Origin of the sequence: Enterococcus sp. AZ196 (genome assembly GCF_050498845.1) — a bacterium.
GTDB lineage: Bacteria > Bacillota > Bacilli > Lactobacillales > Enterococcaceae > Enterococcus_A > Enterococcus_A murrayae.
The window spans coordinates 2,413,379-2,433,445 of the sequence record NZ_JBIPAM010000001.1; the positions used below are offsets into that span (position 1 = coordinate 2,413,379).

23 protein-coding genes are annotated in these 20,067 nt (G+C 40.9%); 7 read left to right on the forward strand and 16 right to left on the reverse strand.

The window, feature by feature from the left end; all coding sequences use genetic code 11:
* Positions 1–13: 13 nt before the first annotated feature.
* The 14 genes from IGI67_RS11580 to IGI67_RS11645 all read right to left on the reverse strand — a co-directional run bounded on the left by IGI67_RS11580 (position 14) and on the right by IGI67_RS11645 (position 14,535).
* A complete protein-coding gene (locus IGI67_RS11580; RefSeq protein ID WP_207110047.1) occupies positions 14–1,282 on the reverse strand; it encodes a PTS galactitol transporter subunit IIC in 1,269 nt (422 codons plus the stop codon).
* A 147-nt stretch (positions 1,283–1,429) separates the two neighbouring features.
* Positions 1,430–1,720 (reverse strand): PTS sugar transporter subunit IIB, encoded by a 291-nt coding sequence (locus IGI67_RS11585; RefSeq protein ID WP_207110046.1) that lies wholly within the window; start codon positions 1,718–1,720, stop codon positions 1,430–1,432.
* 24 nt (positions 1,721–1,744) lie between these two features.
* Positions 1,745–2,218 carry a PTS sugar transporter subunit IIA gene (locus IGI67_RS11590; protein ID WP_429957792.1) on the reverse strand — a complete coding sequence of 158 codons (474 nt, stop codon included), beginning with the start codon at positions 2,216–2,218 and terminating at the stop codon, positions 1,745–1,747.
* Positions 2,218–4,293, reverse strand: a complete 2,076-nt coding sequence (locus tag IGI67_RS11595) for a BglG family transcription antiterminator (protein ID WP_429957793.1) — start codon at positions 4,291–4,293, stop codon at positions 2,218–2,220. Before IGI67_RS11595 ends, IGI67_RS11590 begins: the two co-directional genes overlap by 1 nt.
* Before the next feature lie 398 nt (positions 4,294–4,691).
* Positions 4,692–5,099 carry a DUF4809 family protein gene (locus IGI67_RS11600; RefSeq protein ID WP_429957794.1) on the reverse strand — a complete coding sequence of 136 codons (408 nt, stop codon included), beginning with the start codon at positions 5,097–5,099 and terminating at the stop codon, positions 4,692–4,694.
* A complete protein-coding gene (locus tag IGI67_RS11605) occupies positions 5,092–5,769 on the reverse strand; it encodes an HAD family hydrolase (RefSeq protein WP_429957795.1) in 678 nt (225 codons plus the stop codon). The genes IGI67_RS11600 and IGI67_RS11605 overlap by 8 nt, the downstream gene beginning before the upstream one ends.
* A gap of 722 nt (positions 5,770–6,491) precedes the next feature.
* A complete protein-coding gene (locus IGI67_RS11610) occupies positions 6,492–7,208 on the reverse strand; it encodes a helix-turn-helix domain-containing protein (protein ID WP_429957796.1) in 717 nt (238 codons plus the stop codon).
* Positions 7,209–7,232: 24 nt separating this feature from the next.
* Positions 7,233–7,961: a helix-turn-helix domain-containing protein gene (locus tag IGI67_RS11615; RefSeq protein WP_429957797.1), complete on the reverse strand. Its 729-nt coding sequence runs from the start codon at positions 7,959–7,961 to the stop codon at positions 7,233–7,235.
* 70 nt (positions 7,962–8,031) lie between these two features.
* Positions 8,032–8,247, reverse strand: coding sequence for a hypothetical protein (locus tag IGI67_RS11620; protein WP_429957798.1), 216 nt, complete (start codon positions 8,245–8,247; stop codon positions 8,032–8,034).
* A gap of 30 nt (positions 8,248–8,277) precedes the next feature.
* Positions 8,278–10,722 carry a WxL domain-containing protein gene (locus IGI67_RS11625; protein ID WP_429957799.1) on the reverse strand — a complete coding sequence of 815 codons (2,445 nt, stop codon included), beginning with the start codon at positions 10,720–10,722 and terminating at the stop codon, positions 8,278–8,280.
* On the reverse strand, positions 10,715–11,155 hold the full coding sequence (locus IGI67_RS11630) for an LPXTG cell wall anchor domain-containing protein (RefSeq protein ID WP_429957800.1): 441 nt from the start codon (positions 11,153–11,155) through the stop codon (positions 10,715–10,717). Before IGI67_RS11630 ends, IGI67_RS11625 begins: the two co-directional genes overlap by 8 nt.
* The gene (locus IGI67_RS11635; RefSeq protein WP_429957801.1) at positions 11,142–12,212 is read right to left on the reverse strand and encodes a DUF916 and DUF3324 domain-containing protein; all 1,071 of its coding nucleotides are present in this window, start codon (positions 12,210–12,212) and stop codon (positions 11,142–11,144) included. Before IGI67_RS11635 ends, IGI67_RS11630 begins: the two co-directional genes overlap by 14 nt.
* Positions 12,213–12,284: 72 nt before the next feature.
* Positions 12,285–13,064, reverse strand: coding sequence for a WxL domain-containing protein (locus IGI67_RS11640; RefSeq protein ID WP_429957802.1), 780 nt, complete (start codon positions 13,062–13,064; stop codon positions 12,285–12,287).
* Positions 13,065–13,428: 364 nt separating this feature from the next.
* Complete coding sequence (locus IGI67_RS11645; RefSeq protein ID WP_429957803.1) at positions 13,429–14,535, reverse strand: tyrosine-type recombinase/integrase; 1,107 nt, start codon at positions 14,533–14,535, stop codon at positions 13,429–13,431.
* 548 nt (positions 14,536–15,083) lie between these two features.
* On the opposite strand from IGI67_RS11645, the gene IGI67_RS11650 reads away from it, so the two are divergent.
* From IGI67_RS11650 to IGI67_RS11675, 6 genes are all read left to right on the forward strand, one after another.
* Positions 15,084–15,809: a hypothetical protein gene (locus IGI67_RS11650; RefSeq protein WP_429957804.1), complete on the forward strand. Its 726-nt coding sequence runs from the start codon at positions 15,084–15,086 to the stop codon at positions 15,807–15,809.
* A 291-nt stretch (positions 15,810–16,100) separates the two neighbouring features.
* Entirely contained in the window at positions 16,101–16,310 is a 210-nt protein-coding gene (locus IGI67_RS11655; protein WP_429957805.1) for a hypothetical protein, read from the forward strand.
* Positions 16,311–16,329: 19 nt separating this feature from the next.
* Positions 16,330–16,542, forward strand: coding sequence for a DUF2922 domain-containing protein (locus IGI67_RS11660; RefSeq protein WP_429957806.1), 213 nt, complete (start codon positions 16,330–16,332; stop codon positions 16,540–16,542).
* A gap of 85 nt (positions 16,543–16,627) precedes the next feature.
* Complete coding sequence (locus IGI67_RS11665; protein ID WP_429957807.1) at positions 16,628–17,011, forward strand: hypothetical protein; 384 nt, start codon at positions 16,628–16,630, stop codon at positions 17,009–17,011.
* A gap of 50 nt (positions 17,012–17,061) precedes the next feature.
* Positions 17,062–17,793, forward strand: a complete 732-nt coding sequence (locus IGI67_RS11670) for a DUF2922 family protein (protein WP_429957808.1) — start codon at positions 17,062–17,064, stop codon at positions 17,791–17,793.
* A 92-nt stretch (positions 17,794–17,885) separates the two neighbouring features.
* Entirely contained in the window at positions 17,886–17,978 is a 93-nt protein-coding gene (locus IGI67_RS11675; protein WP_111945260.1) for a type I toxin-antitoxin system Fst family toxin, read from the forward strand.
* A 57-nt stretch (positions 17,979–18,035) separates the two neighbouring features.
* Here the strand turns inward: IGI67_RS11675 and IGI67_RS11680 are convergent, their stop codons facing one another.
* Positions 18,036–18,608: a TMEM175 family protein gene (locus IGI67_RS11680; RefSeq protein ID WP_429957809.1), complete on the reverse strand. Its 573-nt coding sequence runs from the start codon at positions 18,606–18,608 to the stop codon at positions 18,036–18,038.
* 166 nt (positions 18,609–18,774) lie between these two features.
* Between IGI67_RS11680 and IGI67_RS11685 the strand changes: the two genes are divergently transcribed.
* On the forward strand, positions 18,775–18,969 hold the full coding sequence (locus tag IGI67_RS11685) for a hypothetical protein (protein ID WP_429957810.1): 195 nt from the start codon (positions 18,775–18,777) through the stop codon (positions 18,967–18,969).
* Positions 18,970–19,006: 37 nt separating this feature from the next.
* Here IGI67_RS11685 and IGI67_RS11690 read toward each other — a convergent pair whose 3' ends face one another.
* Complete coding sequence (locus IGI67_RS11690; RefSeq protein WP_207109759.1) at positions 19,007–19,825, reverse strand: ZIP family metal transporter; 819 nt, start codon at positions 19,823–19,825, stop codon at positions 19,007–19,009.
* Positions 19,826–20,067: the final 242 nt, after the last annotated feature.

Consider the following 20,067-nt stretch of genomic DNA (forward strand, 5'->3'; position numbering starts at 1 on the left):
TTCTATATTCCTCCTACATCACTTGTGCAACTAATTCAGACAGCTTCAAGAATATCCATTTCAGGAAGTTCCCACCAGTATCTAAATTCGTGATTTCTGCCGCACCTTCTGGGAATTTGACGATTCCTTGTGCCATCTCAGTAATAACAGGTGCAAAGTTTGTCGCCATCAATAACGCCACTGCCATAACAACAGTTAAAGAGATGACTGAATGTAAAATATTTCCCTTACGACTAGGCACAACTAATGCCGCGAAAAATGGAATTGTCGCTAAATCGCCAAATGGCAATACTCGGTTGCCCGGTAAAATAACTGCTAAGAACAATGTGATTGGTACCATCAAGAGACCTGTTGATAGCGCTGCTGGTGAGCCCGTTGCTAACGCCGCATCCATCCCTAAATAAATCTCGCGATCACCATAACGACTTTGCAGTAATTTTTGCGCTCCTTCTTGAATCGGGATCAATCCTTCCATCAGGATTTTTACCATCCGCGGCATCAGGAACATTACTCCGCCCATGTTCATCCCAATTTGCAAAATACCGATGAAATCATAGCCGCCCAGCAAGCCGAGAAACATCCCGATGATGATCCCCATGATCATTGGTTCGCCAAAAATACCAAAGCGCTTTTGAATTGTTTCTGGTTTTACATCTAATTTATTGATGCCAGGAATCTTATCGACTAACCAGCCAATCGGCAACGCTAGAACAGCATACCCTTGTGCAGATCCTGTTGTGATACTGATACCTTCAAGTCCATAATATTCTTGGACTTTAGGAGCAGTTTTATCTGCAATAATTTGGATGATGATTGTAAACAAAATCCCGCATAGGATGCCAAAGAAAAAACTTTTTGTTACAATATAACCAGTTGCTGCCACAGAACTAACATGCCAGTAGTTCCAGATGTCAATATTCAGTGTCTTCGTTCGATTTAATGCCAGCATAATTAAATTCACGATTAAAATCACTGGAATCATCACAGCCGCGATTGGTTGCGCCCATGTCCCGGCTGAGACTGCTGGCCATCCAGCATCGATGATCGTCAAGTTTAAACCAAACCGTTCAACCATCGCTTGTGCTGCTGGACCAACGTTTGTAGTTAACACATTGATTACCAAATTGATCCCGATCATCCCGATCCCTACAGTTATCCCCGATATAATTGCTTTTTTTACTGGAACCCTAAAAATAATCCCAACAATGAAAATAATGATCGGCAGCATGACACTTGCGCCAGCACCTAAAATACTCTGCACCACATTCATTAAACCATCCATTGATACGTTCCTCCTAAATCGTTTTTTTAATGTATTTATTTTTTTCCTTTAAAAAATAAATCGTTTTCTTATCATGTATGCCGTCCCGCTAGTCTTCTCTATCTCGAAAGTCTGCAAAAGGCGGAACTGACACACATGAGTCTAAAATTATTGAATTTCCTTAGCTGCCTCGATGATCTGATTCTCCACTTTTTCCGTACCGATCCCTGTTAAGAAAGCCATGGCTGTAATCGCCGGAATTTTGTATTGCGTTGGCAGCATTGTTGTCGAAATCAACATGTCTGCTTCATCTTGCTTTCCTGCTGCTTCAGCTATTTTAATTTGCGTGATCTCTACTGGCATCTCATTTCTAGCAAATAAATCCTCAACCTTTTTCATAACTACCGTTGATGTTGCGATTCCTGCTCCACATGCTACTAATACGCGAATTGTTTTCATAATGTTTCTCTCCCTTTTCATGTTTTATAATTGATTTTTTTTGATAGTACGGATCAGTTCATTTTCCGTTGTCGCTAACAATAGCTCTGATAGAACGGTTTCGTTTTGTAATAATCCCATTAAAGACTGCAACATTTCTAACTGCGCATGGGGTTGATTCAATCCTAAAACAAAGATAATTTGTGCTTTAACTTGCTTGTTGTTGTCTTCCATATTGTGAAATACAACGGATTCTTGCATCGTGATTACCGCCACGAACTCTTCCAACACACACTCGGCATCTGTATGAGGAATTGCCGCACCCACATTCATTAATTGAATTCCAGTTGGGAAGGTTTCTTCCCTTTTTCGAATGCGGTCCAAGAAGTCTTCTCGTACCCAGCCTAAATCTAAAGCCTTTTGCGCAACTTGCTCAAACAACTCTGCTTGAGAAGAAAAATTCTCCTGTGCAAAGACTAACGGTTCTTTCACATAAGCACTTAGTGTCGCTTCTGTCATTATTTTGCCCTCCAATACTCATCGTTGAACTGGATCAACGCCTCTCGAATCTCTTCTTCCGAGGTTGCTTTTTCTAATTGTGTCAGCTCTTTTGCTCCTGCTAAACTCATCATTTCAAAAATCAAATCCAGGTGCTCCTCCTTATCATTGGAGCCCAGTAAAATTACGGTATGGATTTTTCTGCCATCTTCTGCAAAAACACCCTTTTTTACAAGACCTAAACTGATTCCTACTCCAATCGCGCCCGCCTCGGCCACTGTATGAGGCAACGCAATTTTATGTCGCAAAACAGTATAGGCAGGCAAGACCGGCATCTCTTTTTTCAATGCTTTGACGTAATCTGTTGTAATGACCTGCTGTCGTTCTAATGGCCGTGCCAACGCTTCTAAAACCTCTGGCCAGCTGATCGTCTCTTCGAATAGTTGGATCGTCTCCCCTTTTAAAAGATCAACCAAATGCGGCCGTTTCTTTTCTAGGATCATCGATTCCTTCGGTGCAAACAAGCTAAGCAGCTCTTCATAAAGACTTGCTTCATCCACGACCTGAGCATGTTTTTTCACCACCGTTAAGATTTTCTCTGGTGTAACAATCTCTGTTTGGATGATTGCAGTAGATCGCAACACTCGTTCTCGTAATTGACGTTTTTCCTGATCAGATAAAAAGTTGTTGACTACAAATAGCTTCTTATCAGTTTTCAGCGGAACCGCGGAAAAAATGAAATCTACCTCATTGTTTGTCCGGTAAAATTCCCGAGCGGACATCGAGCGAACAAAATCAATTTCTGGAAGTAAGTTCTTCAATGTATTCTCCAACAAAGCAGCGATTGAAATACCATTAGGGCAAACAATGATCGCCCGTTTCCGATTTTCCGGGTGAACAATTTCCGTACTCTCGACTATATGACTGCCGATAAACAGCGAAATGAAAAATAGCTCTGCGTCTGGAACCGGCTGACCAAAATAGTTTTCTAATGGACCGCTGGCTTCTTTCACTAAGTAAAACAATGAAAACAGGTTTGCATCCTTGTTTTCTTGATAAAAACGAGTCTGCAGATTAAGGTGATATTTGATTCGATAATAGGCAGGCCGCATATGTACCAGCAGCCGTTCCAGTAATTTTTCCTTTTCCTCCAAATTAACTCCTGCGATTCGTTCAAAATTTGCAATGACCTTCTCCAAGGCCTCCTTCATCTTGTTAATCTCTTTTACTGATAAAATATCCCCTCGAGAAAGATTGGTCGTCAGCAGCAGCATTGTTACATACACCCGTTCATTTTCACTTAAGCCATCGACATCCCAAATGACTCGATCAGCAGCTAAATACTCCTTCGTATCCGCAAGCTCCCGATAATTTACCTTGAAACTATAGGAGATCAATTTTCCTTTTTGTGCTCGTCTGATCATCAGAATAATCAGTAGCGGCAACGTTCTTAAACGCTCATCTGTAAATTGAACCTCTAGTTCTTCCTCCACCAATTCCACTCGTTTGCGAAAGACGTCAATCTGCTGCGGATCGATATTGGCAAATTGGATAATGAAGTTTATTCCGTTATACATCACTGCCAAATTGTTTAATAAATCAGAAAGCACATTGCGCTTATTCCATTCGTCGCCTTGGATAAAATAGCCCTTTTGGCGGGTATACTTCAACGCTAACTCATTTTGTCGAAGCTCTTGATCCACTTCCTTTAGATCTCGCAGTACCGTATTACGACTGACCTTCAACTCATCAATGAAATGATTCAGTGATAAATAGTCTTCCTTACTCAATAACATCAATTCAATTATGGCTGCTCGTTCTTTACCAGAAAACACATAGCTTTCAGTTGGCACCCCGAGCTGCTCATCACCACCCTTATAGTTTGAAAGAATCTCATTTGCGATCAGAAAATGACCATTTTTTGTCCGTTTAATCTCACTCAACTTTTCGTCTAATAAAGAATCATTGATTTTTTTCAACGCATAATTTAATTGCCCTCGTGTCAAATCAAATTTCTCACACAACGATTTACTAGTGATTTGCGGATTGTTAACCAACTCAACAAAAATCTGATTCGTTCGTTCTTCTAAATTCATTCTCATCCCTCTTTACATCTTCAATTTATACAAAAAACGCTTACATTTCTATCTTCTTTGTTCCCCAATAATTCAGTGTTCTTTATGCAACTTGGTGCCTACAAATGCTTTTTTTCACAAAAAAAAATGATTAAAGACAAGAAAGCCCTAAATGAAGGTGATTATCGATCCTAGCATTCCTGTTTTTAACTACGTATTATGCAACTTGGTACTCTTGTTCTTCCCTCATTTTAGCAAGAGTCTCATTCTTTGTCTGTTCTTTATGTAAGCTAGACTTTGCAAATTCAATGATAAAAATCTTGGACTAAATGATTCATCTTAATCTTTTTAGTTGATGCTCTCTCTAGTTTTTGCTTCATTTATCAAATCTCAAAAAAAATCCTAGATTTTCCTAGGATTTACATGACTGCTATTTTGATTTCATAAGGTTCTACTTTAAACAATTGAACCAAAATTTCATTAACCTGCTTAAATAATTCTTCATTGTCTTCGAAAATACATTTTGTTTGAATCCGCTGTTCCTTATTTTGATAGAGAATTTGATCACCAAGATATCTCGGTTTGATCACCTCGTTTTCTTTTTTCAAAACAATCTCTTCCTCGCTAATCCCTATAGGAATTACTGTCTCGCGCCATCCGTTCTTTTGCGCAATTGTTTGAACAAGTGAAGGAACATCAAAGTTGTCTAACACATCGGAGCGTTGATCTTCAAAGTGAATAGTGAAGGTCTCAGTATTTTGCAGACCGCAGGCATTGCATCCGCCTTCAATCAAAAAAGCTTTACTGGAAATAGCTGCTTTAGGCATGGTGCTTCCTCACTTCTTGATAAATTTTAACGAGAGACTCAGCATCTAATTCAGAAAAAGTTGAAACGACGGTATCGGCAAAAGCCAAATCTTGCTTTGGAAACGCTGGGTTCGCAAAACCGACACAAACCATTCCTGCATTTCGAACAGCGCCTGTTCCATTTTTTGTATCTTCAATCCCCAAACAATTTTCAGGATTCACACCTAATCGTTCCGCTGCAGCTAAATAAACATCGGGCGCAGGTTTTGAATGCGTTACTTCTTCCGTACTTACTACTTCTGAAAAATAATTAGACAAGCCGATTTCTGCTAGGCTCACTTTGATTTCTGCTAATGAAGAGGAGGAGGCTACCGCCAGCTTCAATCCTGCTTCAGATAATCCTTTAACAAAAGCTTGGACATGGGGAATCACTTTGATTCCATCCCGTTTAATCATTGCCTGGCGTAAATCAGTCATCTGCTGGATATACTCTGGTACTGACAAAGGCAGTGAAAACTCTTGCTTCATTTGTTCCCACATATACTCACCAGTCGTCCCCATGAACTGAAAATGATAGCTTTCTTCTACTTCATGCCCCGCTTCCCTTAAGATCTGTGATTTACTTTGGAAATACGTATATTCTGAATCAACTAATACGCCATCCATATCAAAAATAATCGCTTCTAACATAAATACCTCCTTGAATGTCCAGTGATCGAAGACACTCATTATTCTATTTTAAAGCCTCTCAAATGAAATTATCATCTTTAAAATAGTGTACCATACGATATTTGCTAAAGGCAGTTTGTTTCGAATGGATCAGAACAAAATACCAAAGAAAAAAGAAGCAAAGAAATCAGGATCAAGGATCTGATTCAATTGCTTCTTTGAGTTAAATATTTACACTTTTACACAATTCTATTTTTGTAATTGTATATAAGCTGTTACTCCTTTTGGCTTTCATAGTTTAATATGGTACGCTTCCATACGATAAAGATGTGCTATTTATTATGTTCTAAGAAGTTCTCAGCGTATAGCAGGCTAAGAAAGAAGGCCTTCATGATGAAATACAAGGAGATCAACTGGAGCCCGTTTAATACGATAGATCGCTTAACTAACCAGCCAAAGTTATATAGCGATCTATTTTTTATAGTTTTGACTAAAAGTCCCCTTCTGAATAACCAACCACACCGTCAACATGTCAACTAAGTAAATACTTTTGGATACCATTTCTTTGAACCCTATATCCTAATCTCTTTTTAGACAATGCCACTAGTCCTTTTCAAATAGTCAGTGATCACGGAATATATCAACTGTAAGTCACTTTTTCAATTCATCGTTCTTTAGTCAATAACTGTAAGCGTCAGATAATAAACAATTGCTTGCTTCAAAAAAAGAGGCCCAAAGACCTCTTACTGCTGTCCAAACAGCACATCATCCACAACATCCACCACGATCTGCTCATTCACCGTCTCATGCAGTCGATACCCTCGGCCCCAACAGGTTTCAATGATCGGACCAGTAATGCCTTTACTTGCAAGCTTGGCTTTTAAGTGTTTCACCATCACCGAGAGCTGAGACATGCTGGAGTTGCTCTTGCCTCTATTCCACATCCGCAGGCAGAGCTCGTCGCGGGGGATGGTTTGGTTTTTCTGCTCGTAAAGAATGACGAATAGTTTTAATTCGCCGCTGCTTAGTGCCAGTCTGGCTAGGGAAAGCTTCTCCTTAGTCTTTGGTAAAAAGACGATCTTGCTTTCGTTGGTTAGTTTGTCGCAGCTGAGTTTTTCTCTTAGTGATTCAACACTCGGGCGGCTTTCGATCCACTCGGTGATCCCAAGCTTCTGCCATTCTTCTAGCTGGGCTTCATCGACGGGCTCATCGGATTTTCGGAAGATTGGAATCGTGTAGTTATTCAGGGTCTTCACGAGTTCTTTTACTTCGACATTGGCGATGGTCTCGCTGAGAATGATTTGGTGGAAGATTTGGATGAAATCGTGATTGGCAGTATCCAACAGACACAGTTCCACCAGCTCTTTCGTCGTGAATACTTCATGACCCAGCTGTCTCAGGCGGTCTTCAAATACTTGTTCGTTCAAGGGATTTTTGGTAAATAATAGAATCTGACTCATTCATATTCCTACTCTCTGATTTTTTTAGTGCTGCTTTTGAAACTCACCCTTCATTAGGCAGTTGTAAAAGTACGTATTCAGCTGATAGCCTTCGCCCCAAAGGGTATGGATCGCATCCTCTATTCCATAGGCATCGAATACCTTTTTGCGAATTCTTGTGATCGCTGAGGATAGCTGGCTCAGCTTGGAGTTTTGATTCTTCGAGCGCCAGCCGTGACAGAGCTCGTCCCGGGCCAAGGATAGATTGTCCGCTTCCTTCAGGTGTTGAATAATCTCTTTCTCCATCTTTGTAAAATGGATATCTGAAAAATATAAGGGAAAGGCTTTTTTCTGATAGTCGGAAAAACGAGGGTTAGAGCTCAGTGGATCAACGCTAAAATCGACCCGCTGCAGCAGTGCCTTATAGAGCAGCTTTTCTCTTAGCCTTTCCAGCGAGGTGTTCGCTTCGACCCAATCAAACACATGCCAGCTGCGCCAGTTGGCTAAAGCGGCCTCATCGGGTTCTTCTCCGACGATTCGCACCAGACAATCAGTGGTGACTTGTTCACCGAACTCCTTTGCTTCACTATCTGTGAGCGTCTCGCTCAAAAATATCCACTGAAAGGACTTCATCAAATGATCTACCCGCCGCGCGTTCGCCCACAGCTCCCAAATCGACACCGAAACCAGCACTTCGTAATTCAGTTTTTGGAGCTGTATCTGCAGGGCTGTTTCTACCGAAATATTTTTTGTTAAGATCAATATGCGCGTCATTTTCCACCTCTTCCCCCTTGTTCTTGCATTTCTATGTACAAGCCGCTCGAAGGAACTCGAGCGGCCTTTTTTAAGCAGTTAACTGGTTCTGGATCAGAACATATAAGCTGATTCCCAGACCAATCCAGACGATCGCTAAGAGGAACATTCCCCAGTTCGCCAGCAGATAGGTCAGCTTTTTCTGTTGCGTCCGCTCACAATAAGCCAGATCCTTCACTAGGAAAAAGATGGCTAGGATAAGGGAAAGACCCCCCATTCCCGCAGACAGCCAGACAAAATTGTACATCGATACCACTCCTTGTTCGTTTATCTTTCCTTACGGTGCTGTAGTCAATGTCCAATCCATGTCAGCCTCGTATTTCAAGCCAGCGATACCAGAATGCGCTAGTAACTCTAGTTCAACATCGTTGAAGGCATAGTCTAACTGGTAAACACCTTGCGCGGCACCATTCGTCAATGGGACAGTTGTACTGTCAGAAGGAATGACTTTAGTACCTGTTGAACCCAGACTGGTTAATGATTCGCTGTTTTTATTGTAATTTTGGACCTCTTTCAGATCCCCATTTTTTAATTGAATAGTGGTCGTTGCAGGTAAGGTCTTCGAACCACTGGTGAACTGTCCAAGCTTCGCAGTTAACGACCAGCCGCTCAGACTTTCTTGATCCATGTAACGAATGTAGGGATTGTATCCGGATTGATAAGAAGCCGCATCTAATCCTTTTGTTTGAGCATACGGCTTCACTTCTACATCGCCAAAACGAAAATCAGGAATATTGATCAAGCCTGCATTACCTGTTGGCTTCAAATTTGGTTCATCTGGATCATCGATACGGACAAAGTTCTCTGCAGTCAATGGACTTGCCATGTTCCCATCAATTTCAATCTCCGCAGGAAGCACCTGATTCACCGCGCCTGTCGCAGTGTCCGTAAAAGTAATGTCTGCGTAGTTGTTTGGTCCACCATTTGGAATACTGATACCTGCTAGACTGAATCCGCCGGCCCAATCCACGGGTGTTACTGTAAAGTTCTGTGCCGCACCACCCACAGGTGTCACCGTCACTTGTGTAGGGGCAGATAAGCCCGCAGCCCAATTACTGGTTGCTTTTAGCTTCAGATTATTCAACGTAGAAGTCCCTGTGTTGGTTAACCGGGAACTCCATGAAACTGAACTACCACTTGCGACAACTTGCGGAGTTGGTGTCAGGTCAAGAGTCGCTGTGGTATTCCGTGCTTGATAGTGATAGCGTACTTCTTTTCCGCCTTTAACATTAGTAACAGCATAAGAAGGAGATGAATTCACCGTTCCCGGTGCATCCGTTACATTTTCCCAGCCAACATAATCCCAGATTCCACCACTGGTATCTGTAATTGGCGTGGTTGCTGAGCCGGTGAAGTTATCATTGTCATCAATAGAACCCGTTTTCGGATTTCCAGTCATTGGAATCAATGTTGAACCATCTGATTGATCCACCCATTTTTCAGTGATGGTGTGTTGTTTCTTCCGATAGACATATTGAATTGTTGTATTTCCAGAAATCGTGTGGGATACAGGCATTGTACTCGGGCGCATAGCGCTCATCGGTTCAGAACCTAACTTCCATCCTTGATATTCCCAATCAACACCACCAGTGGTTTTCGTTGGTGCAGGCGTCTGCGTGAAGGTATCGCCATCAGCCATTGTTTGCCCCATGTTGTTCCAAGAAGGATCGATCGTTCCTGAGCTCGTATCAATATACTCTTCATCCACCGTACGAATAGCTCGTTTATTGTAAACAACATGGACTTCATTTTGAGTATCAGCTACTAATGTTGCATTAAATCCAATGGATGGCGGATGTGTAGTGTCCATGCTAGCCTTATTCCCTTTTCCCTTATACCATCCCTTGTACGTATAAATATATCCTGAATCTGTATAAGTTTTCGGAAGACTAGAATCGTTCGTCATTTTATATGCAAATGGTTGATTTGTGATGTTTTCATAACGTTCATTAGTATATCCAGAAGGAGCAGGGATCAAAGCACCACTTTCATCTTCAAATACTTCTTTTACTTGATAATAAATTACGTAAAATCGAATAGTATCACCTGCTCGCCCCCAAACTTGAAATGCTCCAGTAATATAGTACCCGTTCTCATTATAAACCCATCTTGTTCCAAATCTAATGTCAGAATAGCCTCCTATGATGTGTGTTCCCAAACTATGTCTGATATAATGAGTATTATCAGCATTTTTGTTCACATTAAAAATAATAGCTTGAGAAGTTGTTCCTCCGCCAGGGAATAATTCCATACCACTACTAACACTCATCGTATTCTTCACAGGTGCTACGATTCCAGATGGAGGAGCATGGCTAAATTCCTTTACATAAGGCATCGGAGTATTTATCTTTATGTTTGATAAAAAGCCTAGAAAATTATCTCCACTTGTCGAAGACGATTGATTAAAAGCAGGTAAATGTAACGTAAAATGATTCTGACCTAATGTTTTTGTAATTGCCAATGGGTTGGCGCTTATAAGACTAGTATATACTGGTGGAGAACTACCACTTATATATCCCTTGGCCACAACAGATGTCCCTTCTAGTCCCATTGAAAAAGGCAATTCATTTCCTTGATTATCCACAAATTCGAAATAAACATCTTCAGGTGCTAGATTAAGTCCATACGCTTCACCTTTTTGTGGAAACAAAATAATTCCTACGAGAATACTACCCACAACAAACAATGGGAATAACCACTTCTTAAAATTATTTCTACTCATGACTTTTTCTCCTCTCTTTCATAAGATAGAAGAAAACCAGCATGACTAAAAATACCCCCACAAACGGCAACGTAATTGAAAGCAACTCACCTGTTTGCGGCAATAACTTATCACTCGAATAATAATACGGCGTTCCTGCTGAACCGCCATCATTATTTCGCCAAAAGAAAATACTCTCTTTCTTTTCACTGGATTTTGTCACTGGCAACGAAGACTCGCTTTGTATCGTACTGCTAGAACTTGTCGAACTGGATGTAGTCGAGCTTGTTGTGTTACTAGTAGACGTTGTTGTTGATGTTGTCGTACTCGTAGTTCCTGCAATCTTTAATCCCACATGATTCTGTGTTGTCTGGCTTGCTGCATAAACGGACGCACTGCTGACGGTTAGGCAAAACAACCCAACCAACAGATACAGACCTTTATTCTTCTTCACGTTTTTCCCTCCCTTTCGTTCGGTTGACAAAGCGAATGACGAGCCAAGCAGTCACGACTGCCGTTGCAGTTCCCATGACGTAGAAACTAGTAGTCCACCAACTCGGGATAAAGATACGAAACGCCGTTTGTTGATTCATTTTCTTCGCCATTTCGCGAGTAATCGTGAAATCTTCCTTAAAATTCCAGGTCTTCGTTTCCCCTTTGACTTTCCCGATAAAGGTGTATTCTCCTGCTGAGACCTCCTGCATCCCCCAATCAATTTGGAAAGGAAAGACAGAATTTGGTGCGATTTTCACCTTTTCCTGTTTGTTCTTTGCGATAGCCTTTTCCTGCCCTTTGCGAACAATCTTTCCTTCTGCCGTTAAATTTTGCATCGCTTCTGGATACGGATTTTGAATACTGGCCTCTAAGACCTTACTGCCGTAATCGATCTCTGGTTGAAGCTTTGATAGCTTCAAATCCGTTTCGCCATAGATCGGCGCAAAATCCTGTTCTGTCAGAACCAAACCAATCGCATAGCCGTAAGTGTTTTTTACCGCCATTCCCTGACTTTCTTCTTCCTCGTCATCTGATTTCAGCGAAATGCGAACACCGCCTAACAGAATCCCTTGAAAAGTGTCTTTCGGAAGGTGAATATCTATTTCCGCTTTTCCTTCTGAATAGGCTTCGACAGACACTTCTTTATTTTTAGGCTTTGCTACTTCATTGATCGGCAGCGTCATACTCTTATCCGGCTTTTTGTCTCGCTCATCGTATGTAATCAAGCCGTTCTTATTTGTTGCCGCATTGATCACTTCGACTTTGTAGGTTTGTTTATCGGCTGAGCTATTCATAATTTTTACTTCAATCGTCTGCTTCTGCTCAGGCTGCATCAATAAATGATAGAAGCTCACACGGTCGTTGATCTGATTTTCAGGCAAGACCGCTTGTACCGTGAAGCCGGCACGCTTTTCATTTTCTGTGATCCCCTGCGATTCTTTGGTATCCTCGGCCAAACCAATCGTTGGAAAAAGAATCAATAGTACTAAACTAAAAATCGGGAGTAGTCGTTTCATGTTCGGCTCCTTTAGACAAGACAGGTTGAAGACAATGCCTCATCTTCAACCTCTCCTTTTTTCACTTTTTTGTTAAATAGAATCCGTTAACGTCCAGTCAATGGTTCCCTCATACTGTTCGCCAGCCGCAACAGCGTTCATTGGCGCTGCAGGAATATTTAAGTTGATATTCGTAAATTCCCCCTGCCAATACCCTTCACCACGACCATCCGCATTACCAACACCAGTTTCAGCAGAAGCACTCATAATCATTGTACTTGCAGTACTTAATGTAACTGCTGGTGTTACTGTATCTGGTGTATGCACGGTTGCACTTGCCGTAGTTGGAGTCGCTACCCAACCAGTTGGATTCATTTCATTAATGCTTTGAGCCATTGTAATAGTCGCACCTGTTAATGATTTACCAGATCCAGTATCCGCAAGATCGGCAGTTAATTTCGCTTCTAATTTCCAACCAGCCGCACGAGTTCCTCGTACATCTCCTACTAAGAAATGTTTGGTAGCCGTATTCGTTCCACCAGCTCCACCAGTATTTGTGGCAGGTTTTCCTTCCCAATTCGCATCAATAGGAACGACAGTGGTTGTTGAAACAACCGTTGTCGGTACCGTTGTTTCCGCAAAGTTAAATTCTTTCGGAACGTAAATCAAACCAAAATCAGTTCCTGGCGGTGTTACTGGTGGTACTACTGGAGGTGTGATTGGCGGTGTCACCAATGTTCCTTTTTTAAATATTACCGATCCATTTGATTGTCCACTATATGTAGCCGCATCTGCCGGTAATGCTGTGGTCGCCAATACCCCTCCAAGGAATGCTGCACTTAACAAACCTGTTACTAACTTTTTCTTATTCATCTCTTCTCTCTCCTTAAATGTTCATTTTTCTATATCTAAAATGTACAAACTGGTACATTTGATACTAAAATAGAGTGATGCCTTTTTCGCTATGTTTTGATTATTTTTTTCTATGTTTATCCAAAACTATGATTATGCTTATAAACACTGATATATCAGCGTTTATAGAAGGTTTTTGACGGAAGGTGACGGCGGATGGTTGTCTGTGAACTCGCGAATACCCTTTTTTTAACAAAAAGTGAAAGAAAAAAAATTGAAGGTTGGTTACTCTTCTAAGTAAGCGCTTACTTATTTTGGACAAAAGGAAGAGGGCAGTAAATAAGGAAAATCATTTTTTGAAAACGTTATCTACCATTTGATATTTTTAGCACATGGCGGCTTCCATGCGGTAAATCACTTCTACTCGTTGTTCAGTCATAGAATCCGCATAGGTATCTAAGGTCAACTTGGTGGAGTTGTGCCCTAAGAGTGCACTGACAGATAGGATATCGCTTTGTGCTTCTAGACAGCGGGTCGCGAATGTATGGCGTAGCTGGTGGAAATGGATTTCTTCTAACCCGCATTTTTTTCGAATTCGATGGAAGTGATAGGTCAATAATCGTGGTTCCATCGGATGGTTCTTTGTCGAAAAGACAAACGTGCTATTGGCTTGTCGGTGATACTTTAAGAGTTGTTTCCGCAACGATTGGCTCATAGGGATGGATCGTGTACCTGATTCTGTTTTCGTCGAACCAATCATTAATTGAGTTCTCTTGCCTTTTGCACTTAGCGAGATGCGCTGATAGGTATGGCTAACAGTAATCAAATTGCGTTCAAAATCAATATCCTTCCACCGCAGAGCGGCAATCTCACCGATTCGCAATCCGGTATGCAGGGCTAAATAGGTAGGTAAGCCGGTCTGATTCTTTTCAGCTAAGGCAACTTTCTCCAACTTTCGTTGTTCCTGTTTATTCAAGGAGCGAATGGTCTTTCTGGGTTTCCTTGGCAGTTTTAAAGAGAGAAAGGGATGCTCTTTTAAGTAGCCTCTTTGTTTGGCGGCTGTTAAACATTGAACGGTGATTCTTAAAATGACCTGCATGGTAGAGACTTCCAACCCTTTCGTTCGCCAGAGCTGGATCAAGTACTTCCCTGTTTCTTCGGTTAATTCGTTCAGATAGGTTTCTCCAATATAAGGGAACACGTATTGCTTTAATTTATACTCATAAGAACTGTAGGTGGCGGGTTTTACCTCCTGCTGGATGTCTTTTAACCACGTCTTTCCCCATTCTTCTAAAGGGATACAGGCATCCCCATACAGTTCTTGTTGGGTAAGATAGTAGGCTTTCATGGAATAGAGCTTTGTTCGTACGTCATTGAATGTTCGTCCATAGATATAACCATATTTGATTTGGCGATTGGGTTTATAGCCTTTTTTATAGCGTCCTTCCCACCGACCATCTTTTCTTTTATAAATGTTTTCTCCTCTGCGCATCCTTCTTCTCCTCCTGACGGCTTATTTGACGGCAAATAATCAAGAATTAATTTCATCCGACCTTACTTCTAATTGATTTTCATAAAAACACTTCCGCTAAAAACATTACAATTATTCTTTTTGCATGATTTTTGCAAAAGATATTGATTATTCTTTGCCTATATTTTATAATTAATTCAAATCAATTCATTTTTTTGCTAAATTATTCGTAGCATGAAATAAAATTGTTCTTAGTTTTGGATAAACTATGTAATAAGTTATCCAAAATTAACAACTTAATCAACCACTTGCATGAACAAAAACAAGAGACAACTTCTTACATTCATTAAGAAGTTGTCTCTTTTTATTCATTTAACAGTGTTTATTCCTTACAAAAAGATGAAAATACATCCTTTCTTATTTTCTTAATATATAACACCATTTTTACATTTTTTCGATTTTCTATTCTGAAAATAAAGAAATTCAACACACCCGATTTCTTGTTTTATCGTATATTCTTAGTGGAACCATAAAATTAAAGCGCTTTATTTTATAGAGGAGGAGTTACAATGACGAAGAGTTACTATGGAGAAATACTGGATTTCCGGTCAAGAGGACAGATATGGGAGGAGTATCGCAGGGCTTCTGAACCCTTTGATCCATTGGTTGTGGAAGAGATTGATTGTCTCCTTCCAATGCCGGATCGATCTGGCGTGCTAATCATTACAGAAGACGACATCCTCATCAGTGAGCAGAGTCCGCTGACGACGTTGCAGGCGTTTTCCTTCGCTCACTGCTTTCCTGATCATAAGATTCTTTCTTCCGCCCTTCAAGATATCGGTCATTTCGGTAAATATAAGTTTCCTTGGGCGTGTCCTTATTTTTCCCTGTGTCCAATGGAAGGCGGCAGTAACAGTGTCTGGATCAATCCACTAAAGATCGAGAACGTCCATGCCTATGGTGGGCTCCATTATGTCGAACTGCTCAATGGGATAAAGGTGGCAATTCCGATCCAGCGATATTATGCATTGGTTCGATCAGAGATTGCCTGTGGGATCTTGGCGGCGATTCGACAAGACCACTTCCACTTTTCAATGTATGGCGATCAGCCTTTGGATTACTTGGACCTGCCGAATACTTCGTTTGGCCGCAGTCTGAAAAAACGCCCGCTCCTCAAAGCGTTCGTCACCCAAAAATATGAAGTCCACCGCCGCTATCAACGCGCACGCTTTCTCCATTATTATCAAGAATTGGCGGAGACCCCCCAAGAGATCGATTGGGAGAATTGGCACTAATCCCCTTTATTGACTGGATGAGTTCTTCATCCAGTCTTTTTTTCTCCTAAAACCAACGATACGAGACAAAATTCTTTAGTGTACTCCTTTTGAGCTACCAATGTCAAATGTCAATTTCGTTTTGACCCCCTCAACTTCGAATGTTTTCAACGGTGAATCAACGTTTCTCTGTCCAAAACATTCGAAATTGGGTGGGCGTCATCGAAATTGCGGTTCGCATTTTATTTGCAAATCCATTATCTTGTAGTCACCGGCCGGTACAAAAATACAAACACACGGAGGAAATAAGAAATGATGCAAAAACTAAGTACAAAATTACAAGTGCAGCTCGCTGTACCTGGTGCAGAGAAATTAAAGAAAGTGACGTTCCCAAATGTCGTAGACAATCCCGCTGAAGCAGAGATACTTGAGTTGGGAGAAATCATGAAGAACCTGGATCAAGAAGATACGTTGTTAGACGGCGTGATCATCACCAGCCAATCACGCGTAACGAAGAATTAGGAAGTGGAGGAAAATAGATATGAAAAAATTAGTAGCGATTTTTAAAACCAGCGGCGGTCGTTCCCAGACATGGAGCTTCCCAACTCCCGGCGAAGGAAAAGCGCCTGAGGAAATTCGAGGATTCTTGGAACGGCTGACAATGTTAAACCTGTTCAAGAAGGACGACGAAAAGCTGTTCAATCAAGTCGTTAGTGCAAAGTACGTTGAAACTGTTGAAACGATTATCTTTTAAACCATGCGAATGAGAAGCGGTGGCGCAATCGCCGCTTCTCTAACTAAAAAAATATAGAACTCAAGAAATAAGGAGGACATGATCCATGAATGAACAAACGTTAACTTGCCGACAATTGTTTAACTTAACACCAAAAACACTAGAAAAACGAATTACTGAATACTATTACCAGACTCAAAATAGCAGCTTAACGATCAAATACATCTTAACGTTACGCGTCCGTTTTCAACTCGGTGCGGAGGAGTTTGCCTTCATTCTGAAGGATCTTGTGCGTGAGATTTTTATGAATACCAAAGCCACTCGCACCATGAAGCGCTTCTTTTATTACTTTCAAGATTACTTCATGGCACCTGAATGGCACTCGTTAGCTGCAAGAGTATTTCCTGTCCGTAACTTTGGCGAAAAGGCCATCTCACTTGTCCGTTCTCTTATTGCAAAAGTCCGTCCTAATGAAACCAACGAACCATGATAAGTTTTATTACCTACGCAAAAAACTAATTTAGAAAGGAAAGCAGAACAATGACCCATGATTTAGTCACGACCTTTACCAATGGTCTAGGCAAAGAACACGACTGGACCTATAAAAATGTGAATGCCGATTTGCCTGTAGAACAGATCAAAGAAGCTTGCGAACTACTGACTCAATTGGATATTTTTGAAAAAAATGGCGTAAAACTATTTGATACTGTCGTCACGGCAAAGTTCGTTACCACGTACGAAACTGATATTTTTGATGTGGAGAATGACTCGACCACTCCAAGTAAAGAACTGAAGGAGAAAAAAGTATCAATTAATAAACAAGAAAAAACAGCAGCTGAACAGACTTATAAAGAGGTGACAACGGCAGACTCTTTAATGAAGTCCAAGAAAAAGGAACCTACGACTGCCGATTCAATAAAGCTGGAAACTCCGATTAACTCTGAAAAACCAGCACGAACAGCTTCTACTAGATCAACAAGAAGCTATGACTATTTGTACAATTCCTCAAGAAATGCGCTTGAACAGGCTTTGAAAGGACCCGCAGAAACAAGAAGTACTCACCCTTCATTAATACTAAAAAATCAAACAAGTGGATTAAAGCACACAATCGATGATAATGAACTTTCTGCCAGCGTCCCTACAGCTTCTGCAACAGCACAACCTGAGGAAACAGAACAACTCAGCACACGAAAAAGGTTTCTTGACTGGCTTCGGCGAAAGAAAAATCGAAACAAGGATGACCTAGATAGCCAGCCACATAAGCTAGAATAGCTTAGTCAACTTCTGCCCTTTCACAATTGAATACCTTTTGCGTAGGTATATGTCTGTCGTCGGCCTCCACTTTTGAGAGGAGGTGATGCACCTTGAGCGAGCTGATTCGATATGTCCTCGCTCCGCTCTTTGTGGGGCTGATCATCGCCCTCGTCAACCATTGGTTGAGTGGGCGCGATCCATGACGACTGAAATTAAATACACCTGCAGTTTTTAATCGCAGGTGTTGAAATCATTCCTATTTACAGTATCTTCTCAATCGATTTTTCCGGGATGAACCACATCAATAAAATCAAAACATTAACGATTAACACCGCAATAGGGGTAATCAATTTTCCTAGGATCAGTGCTACGATCGCTAAGCCAATTGATAAATAGGATTTAGGATAATGTCTAAATAATTGCCCAACCTGAGAATCTTTACCGTTTGCCCGCACCAGTGTTCGAACCAATAGATAATAGGCGAAATCGGTTCCTAATGTCACTAAGCCATATAATGCCTGCGGCGGCCAAGAAAAAGGGTAATCCCCAACCCAAGCAGTGACATATGGAAAGAGTGTCATCATTAATATTAGAAAATTATTAGCCCACAATACCCAGCCATCTACTTTTCGTACTAGTTGAAAAAGATGATGATGGTTATTCCAATAAATCGCTAAGCTGACAAAACTGATCAGATAAACAATAAATTTATGCTCCATATTTAAAAATGCCGTCCAGGTTGGAGCACCTGGTTCGTGTAACTCTAATACCAATAGAGTCATAATAATAGCGATCACCGCATCTGTAAAAGCTTCAATTCGTGACTTTGACATTTTTTCTTAACTCCATTCGTTGCTTACTAAAAAGTAGCTGTCTCGACTCTTATTAAACAAAAAAAGGCATAATTTGCCAATAAATACGTCTTAAGTTGGACGTAAGCGCGAAAATATTTTGCTAAACTATGTTTAAGTTAAAACAAATGGAAAGAAGGAATCTAAAATGATGAAAGAATATCCTATGGTTGTACGAATTTTAGCTGTTGTCGGCTTTTTCTTAGTTGCTAGTTTGATTTTAAGTATTGTTGGTCCAATCTTATCTGGTTTGATCGGCTTATTCTTTAGAGTCGCGATTCCATTAGCAATTGCTTACTTCTTGGTCAACTGGTTGACCAAACGTCGCGGACGCACCTATTAAAAAAATCGTCGAAAGCAAAGCTTTCGACGATTTTTCTTTATCCCAACGCAACATCGAGAATCATCATGATAATAAATCCTGACATTGCCCCAAATACCCCAAAATGATGTTTACTATCTGTCGTTGCTTGGGCCTCTGGAATCAATTCTTCTACCACTACATAGATCATAGCTCCAGCAGCAAAAGATAAGGCATACGGCAATAAGGGTTGTACACTCGTTACTAAGATCGCTCCTGCGACAGCAGCGATCGGCTCTACAAGTCCTGAAGCCTGTCCGTATAGAAAAGATTTCGTTCGGCTCAAGCCTTCCTGTCGCAATGGAATCGAAACAGCAGCACCCTCTGGAAAGTTTTGGATTCCGATCCCCAACGTGACGGAAATTGCTGCTAAAACTGCTGCTGTTGGATTCGCTGCTTCATTTGCCGCACCAAAAGCAACACCAACCGCCAAGCCTTCCGGAATATTATGCAGGGTAATCGAAAATACAAGCAAAATCGTCCGCTTCAAGTGGCTGGGCAGTCCTTCTTTTTCTTTGTTCGGTCCAAAGTGCATGTGAGGAATCGTTTTATCTGCTATATAAAGAAATAATCCACCTAAACCAAAACCGAGACTGACTACTAACCAAGGAATTGAACCATTCTCTTCTGCAGCTGCAATCGCCGGATCCAATAATGACCAAAAGCTCGCCGCAATCATTACACCAGAGGCGAAACCTAACATTAGGTTCAATACATTACGATTGATATTTTTAAAAAAGAAAACCAATGCAGCACCTAAAGCAGTCATTCCCCAGGTGAACAATGTTCCCACCAACGCTTGCTGCCAAGCTGCTAAATCAAGTAGCCATCCAATCATAAGAGCCTCCTACTTTCTATTTTAAATGTGTTTCTTTCTAAAAAAATTTGCTAGTACACCTTAAAATGATTGAAATTACTTTAAGGAACCCGCAAATTTGAACTGGTATCCTGAAAACGTTTATTTGCTATAACTTTATCATGTTTTAGGTATGCCTGTAAACTTCTTTTGGAGACACTTTCTTTGCTGGTTTTTTTAAGACGCGTTATACTTTTTAGGTAGGAAACTTACAAAAAGAAAGT

What these genes read in the sequence shown, in the direction of transcription:
- IGI67_RS11580 (WP_207110047.1), bottom strand. Translation starts at nt 1,282, where the DNA reads ATGGATGGTTTAATGAATGTGGTGCAGAGTATTTTAGGTGCTGGCGCA.
- IGI67_RS11585 (WP_207110046.1), bottom strand. Translation starts at nt 1,720, where the DNA reads ATGAAAACAATTCGCGTATTAGTAGCATGTGGAGCAGGAATCGCAACA.
- IGI67_RS11590 (WP_429957792.1), bottom strand. Translation starts at nt 2,218, where the DNA reads ATGACAGAAGCGACACTAAGTGCTTATGTGAAAGAACCGTTAGTCTTT.
- IGI67_RS11595 (WP_429957793.1), bottom strand. Translation starts at nt 4,293, where the DNA reads ATGAATTTAGAAGAACGAACGAATCAGATTTTTGTTGAGTTGGTTAAC.
- IGI67_RS11600 (WP_429957794.1), bottom strand. Translation starts at nt 5,099, where the DNA reads ATGCCTAAAGCAGCTATTTCCAGTAAAGCTTTTTTGATTGAAGGCGGA.
- IGI67_RS11605 (WP_429957795.1), bottom strand. Translation starts at nt 5,769, where the DNA reads ATGTTAGAAGCGATTATTTTTGATATGGATGGCGTATTAGTTGATTCA.
- IGI67_RS11610 (WP_429957796.1), bottom strand. Translation starts at nt 7,208, where the DNA reads ATGAGTCAGATTCTATTATTTACCAAAAATCCCTTGAACGAACAAGTA.
- IGI67_RS11615 (WP_429957797.1), bottom strand. Translation starts at nt 7,961, where the DNA reads ATGACGCGCATATTGATCTTAACAAAAAATATTTCGGTAGAAACAGCC.
- IGI67_RS11620 (WP_429957798.1), bottom strand. Translation starts at nt 8,247, where the DNA reads ATGTACAATTTTGTCTGGCTGTCTGCGGGAATGGGGGGTCTTTCCCTT.
- IGI67_RS11625 (WP_429957799.1), bottom strand. Translation starts at nt 10,722, where the DNA reads ATGAGTAGAAATAATTTTAAGAAGTGGTTATTCCCATTGTTTGTTGTG.
- IGI67_RS11635 (WP_429957801.1), bottom strand. Translation starts at nt 12,212, where the DNA reads ATGAAACGACTACTCCCGATTTTTAGTTTAGTACTATTGATTCTTTTT.
- IGI67_RS11640 (WP_429957802.1), bottom strand. Translation starts at nt 13,064, where the DNA reads ATGAATAAGAAAAAGTTAGTAACAGGTTTGTTAAGTGCAGCATTCCTT.
- IGI67_RS11645 (WP_429957803.1), bottom strand. Translation starts at nt 14,535, where the DNA reads ATGCGCAGAGGAGAAAACATTTATAAAAGAAAAGATGGTCGGTGGGAA.
- IGI67_RS11650 (WP_429957804.1), top strand. Translation starts at nt 15,084, where the DNA reads ATGACGAAGAGTTACTATGGAGAAATACTGGATTTCCGGTCAAGAGGA.
- IGI67_RS11655 (WP_429957805.1), top strand. Translation starts at nt 16,101, where the DNA reads ATGATGCAAAAACTAAGTACAAAATTACAAGTGCAGCTCGCTGTACCT.
- IGI67_RS11660 (WP_429957806.1), top strand. Translation starts at nt 16,330, where the DNA reads ATGAAAAAATTAGTAGCGATTTTTAAAACCAGCGGCGGTCGTTCCCAG.
- IGI67_RS11665 (WP_429957807.1), top strand. Translation starts at nt 16,628, where the DNA reads ATGAATGAACAAACGTTAACTTGCCGACAATTGTTTAACTTAACACCA.
- IGI67_RS11670 (WP_429957808.1), top strand. Translation starts at nt 17,062, where the DNA reads ATGACCCATGATTTAGTCACGACCTTTACCAATGGTCTAGGCAAAGAA.
- IGI67_RS11680 (WP_429957809.1), bottom strand. Translation starts at nt 18,608, where the DNA reads ATGTCAAAGTCACGAATTGAAGCTTTTACAGATGCGGTGATCGCTATT.
- IGI67_RS11685 (WP_429957810.1), top strand. Translation starts at nt 18,775, where the DNA reads ATGATGAAAGAATATCCTATGGTTGTACGAATTTTAGCTGTTGTCGGC.
- IGI67_RS11690 (WP_207109759.1), bottom strand. Translation starts at nt 19,825, where the DNA reads ATGATTGGATGGCTACTTGATTTAGCAGCTTGGCAGCAAGCGTTGGTG.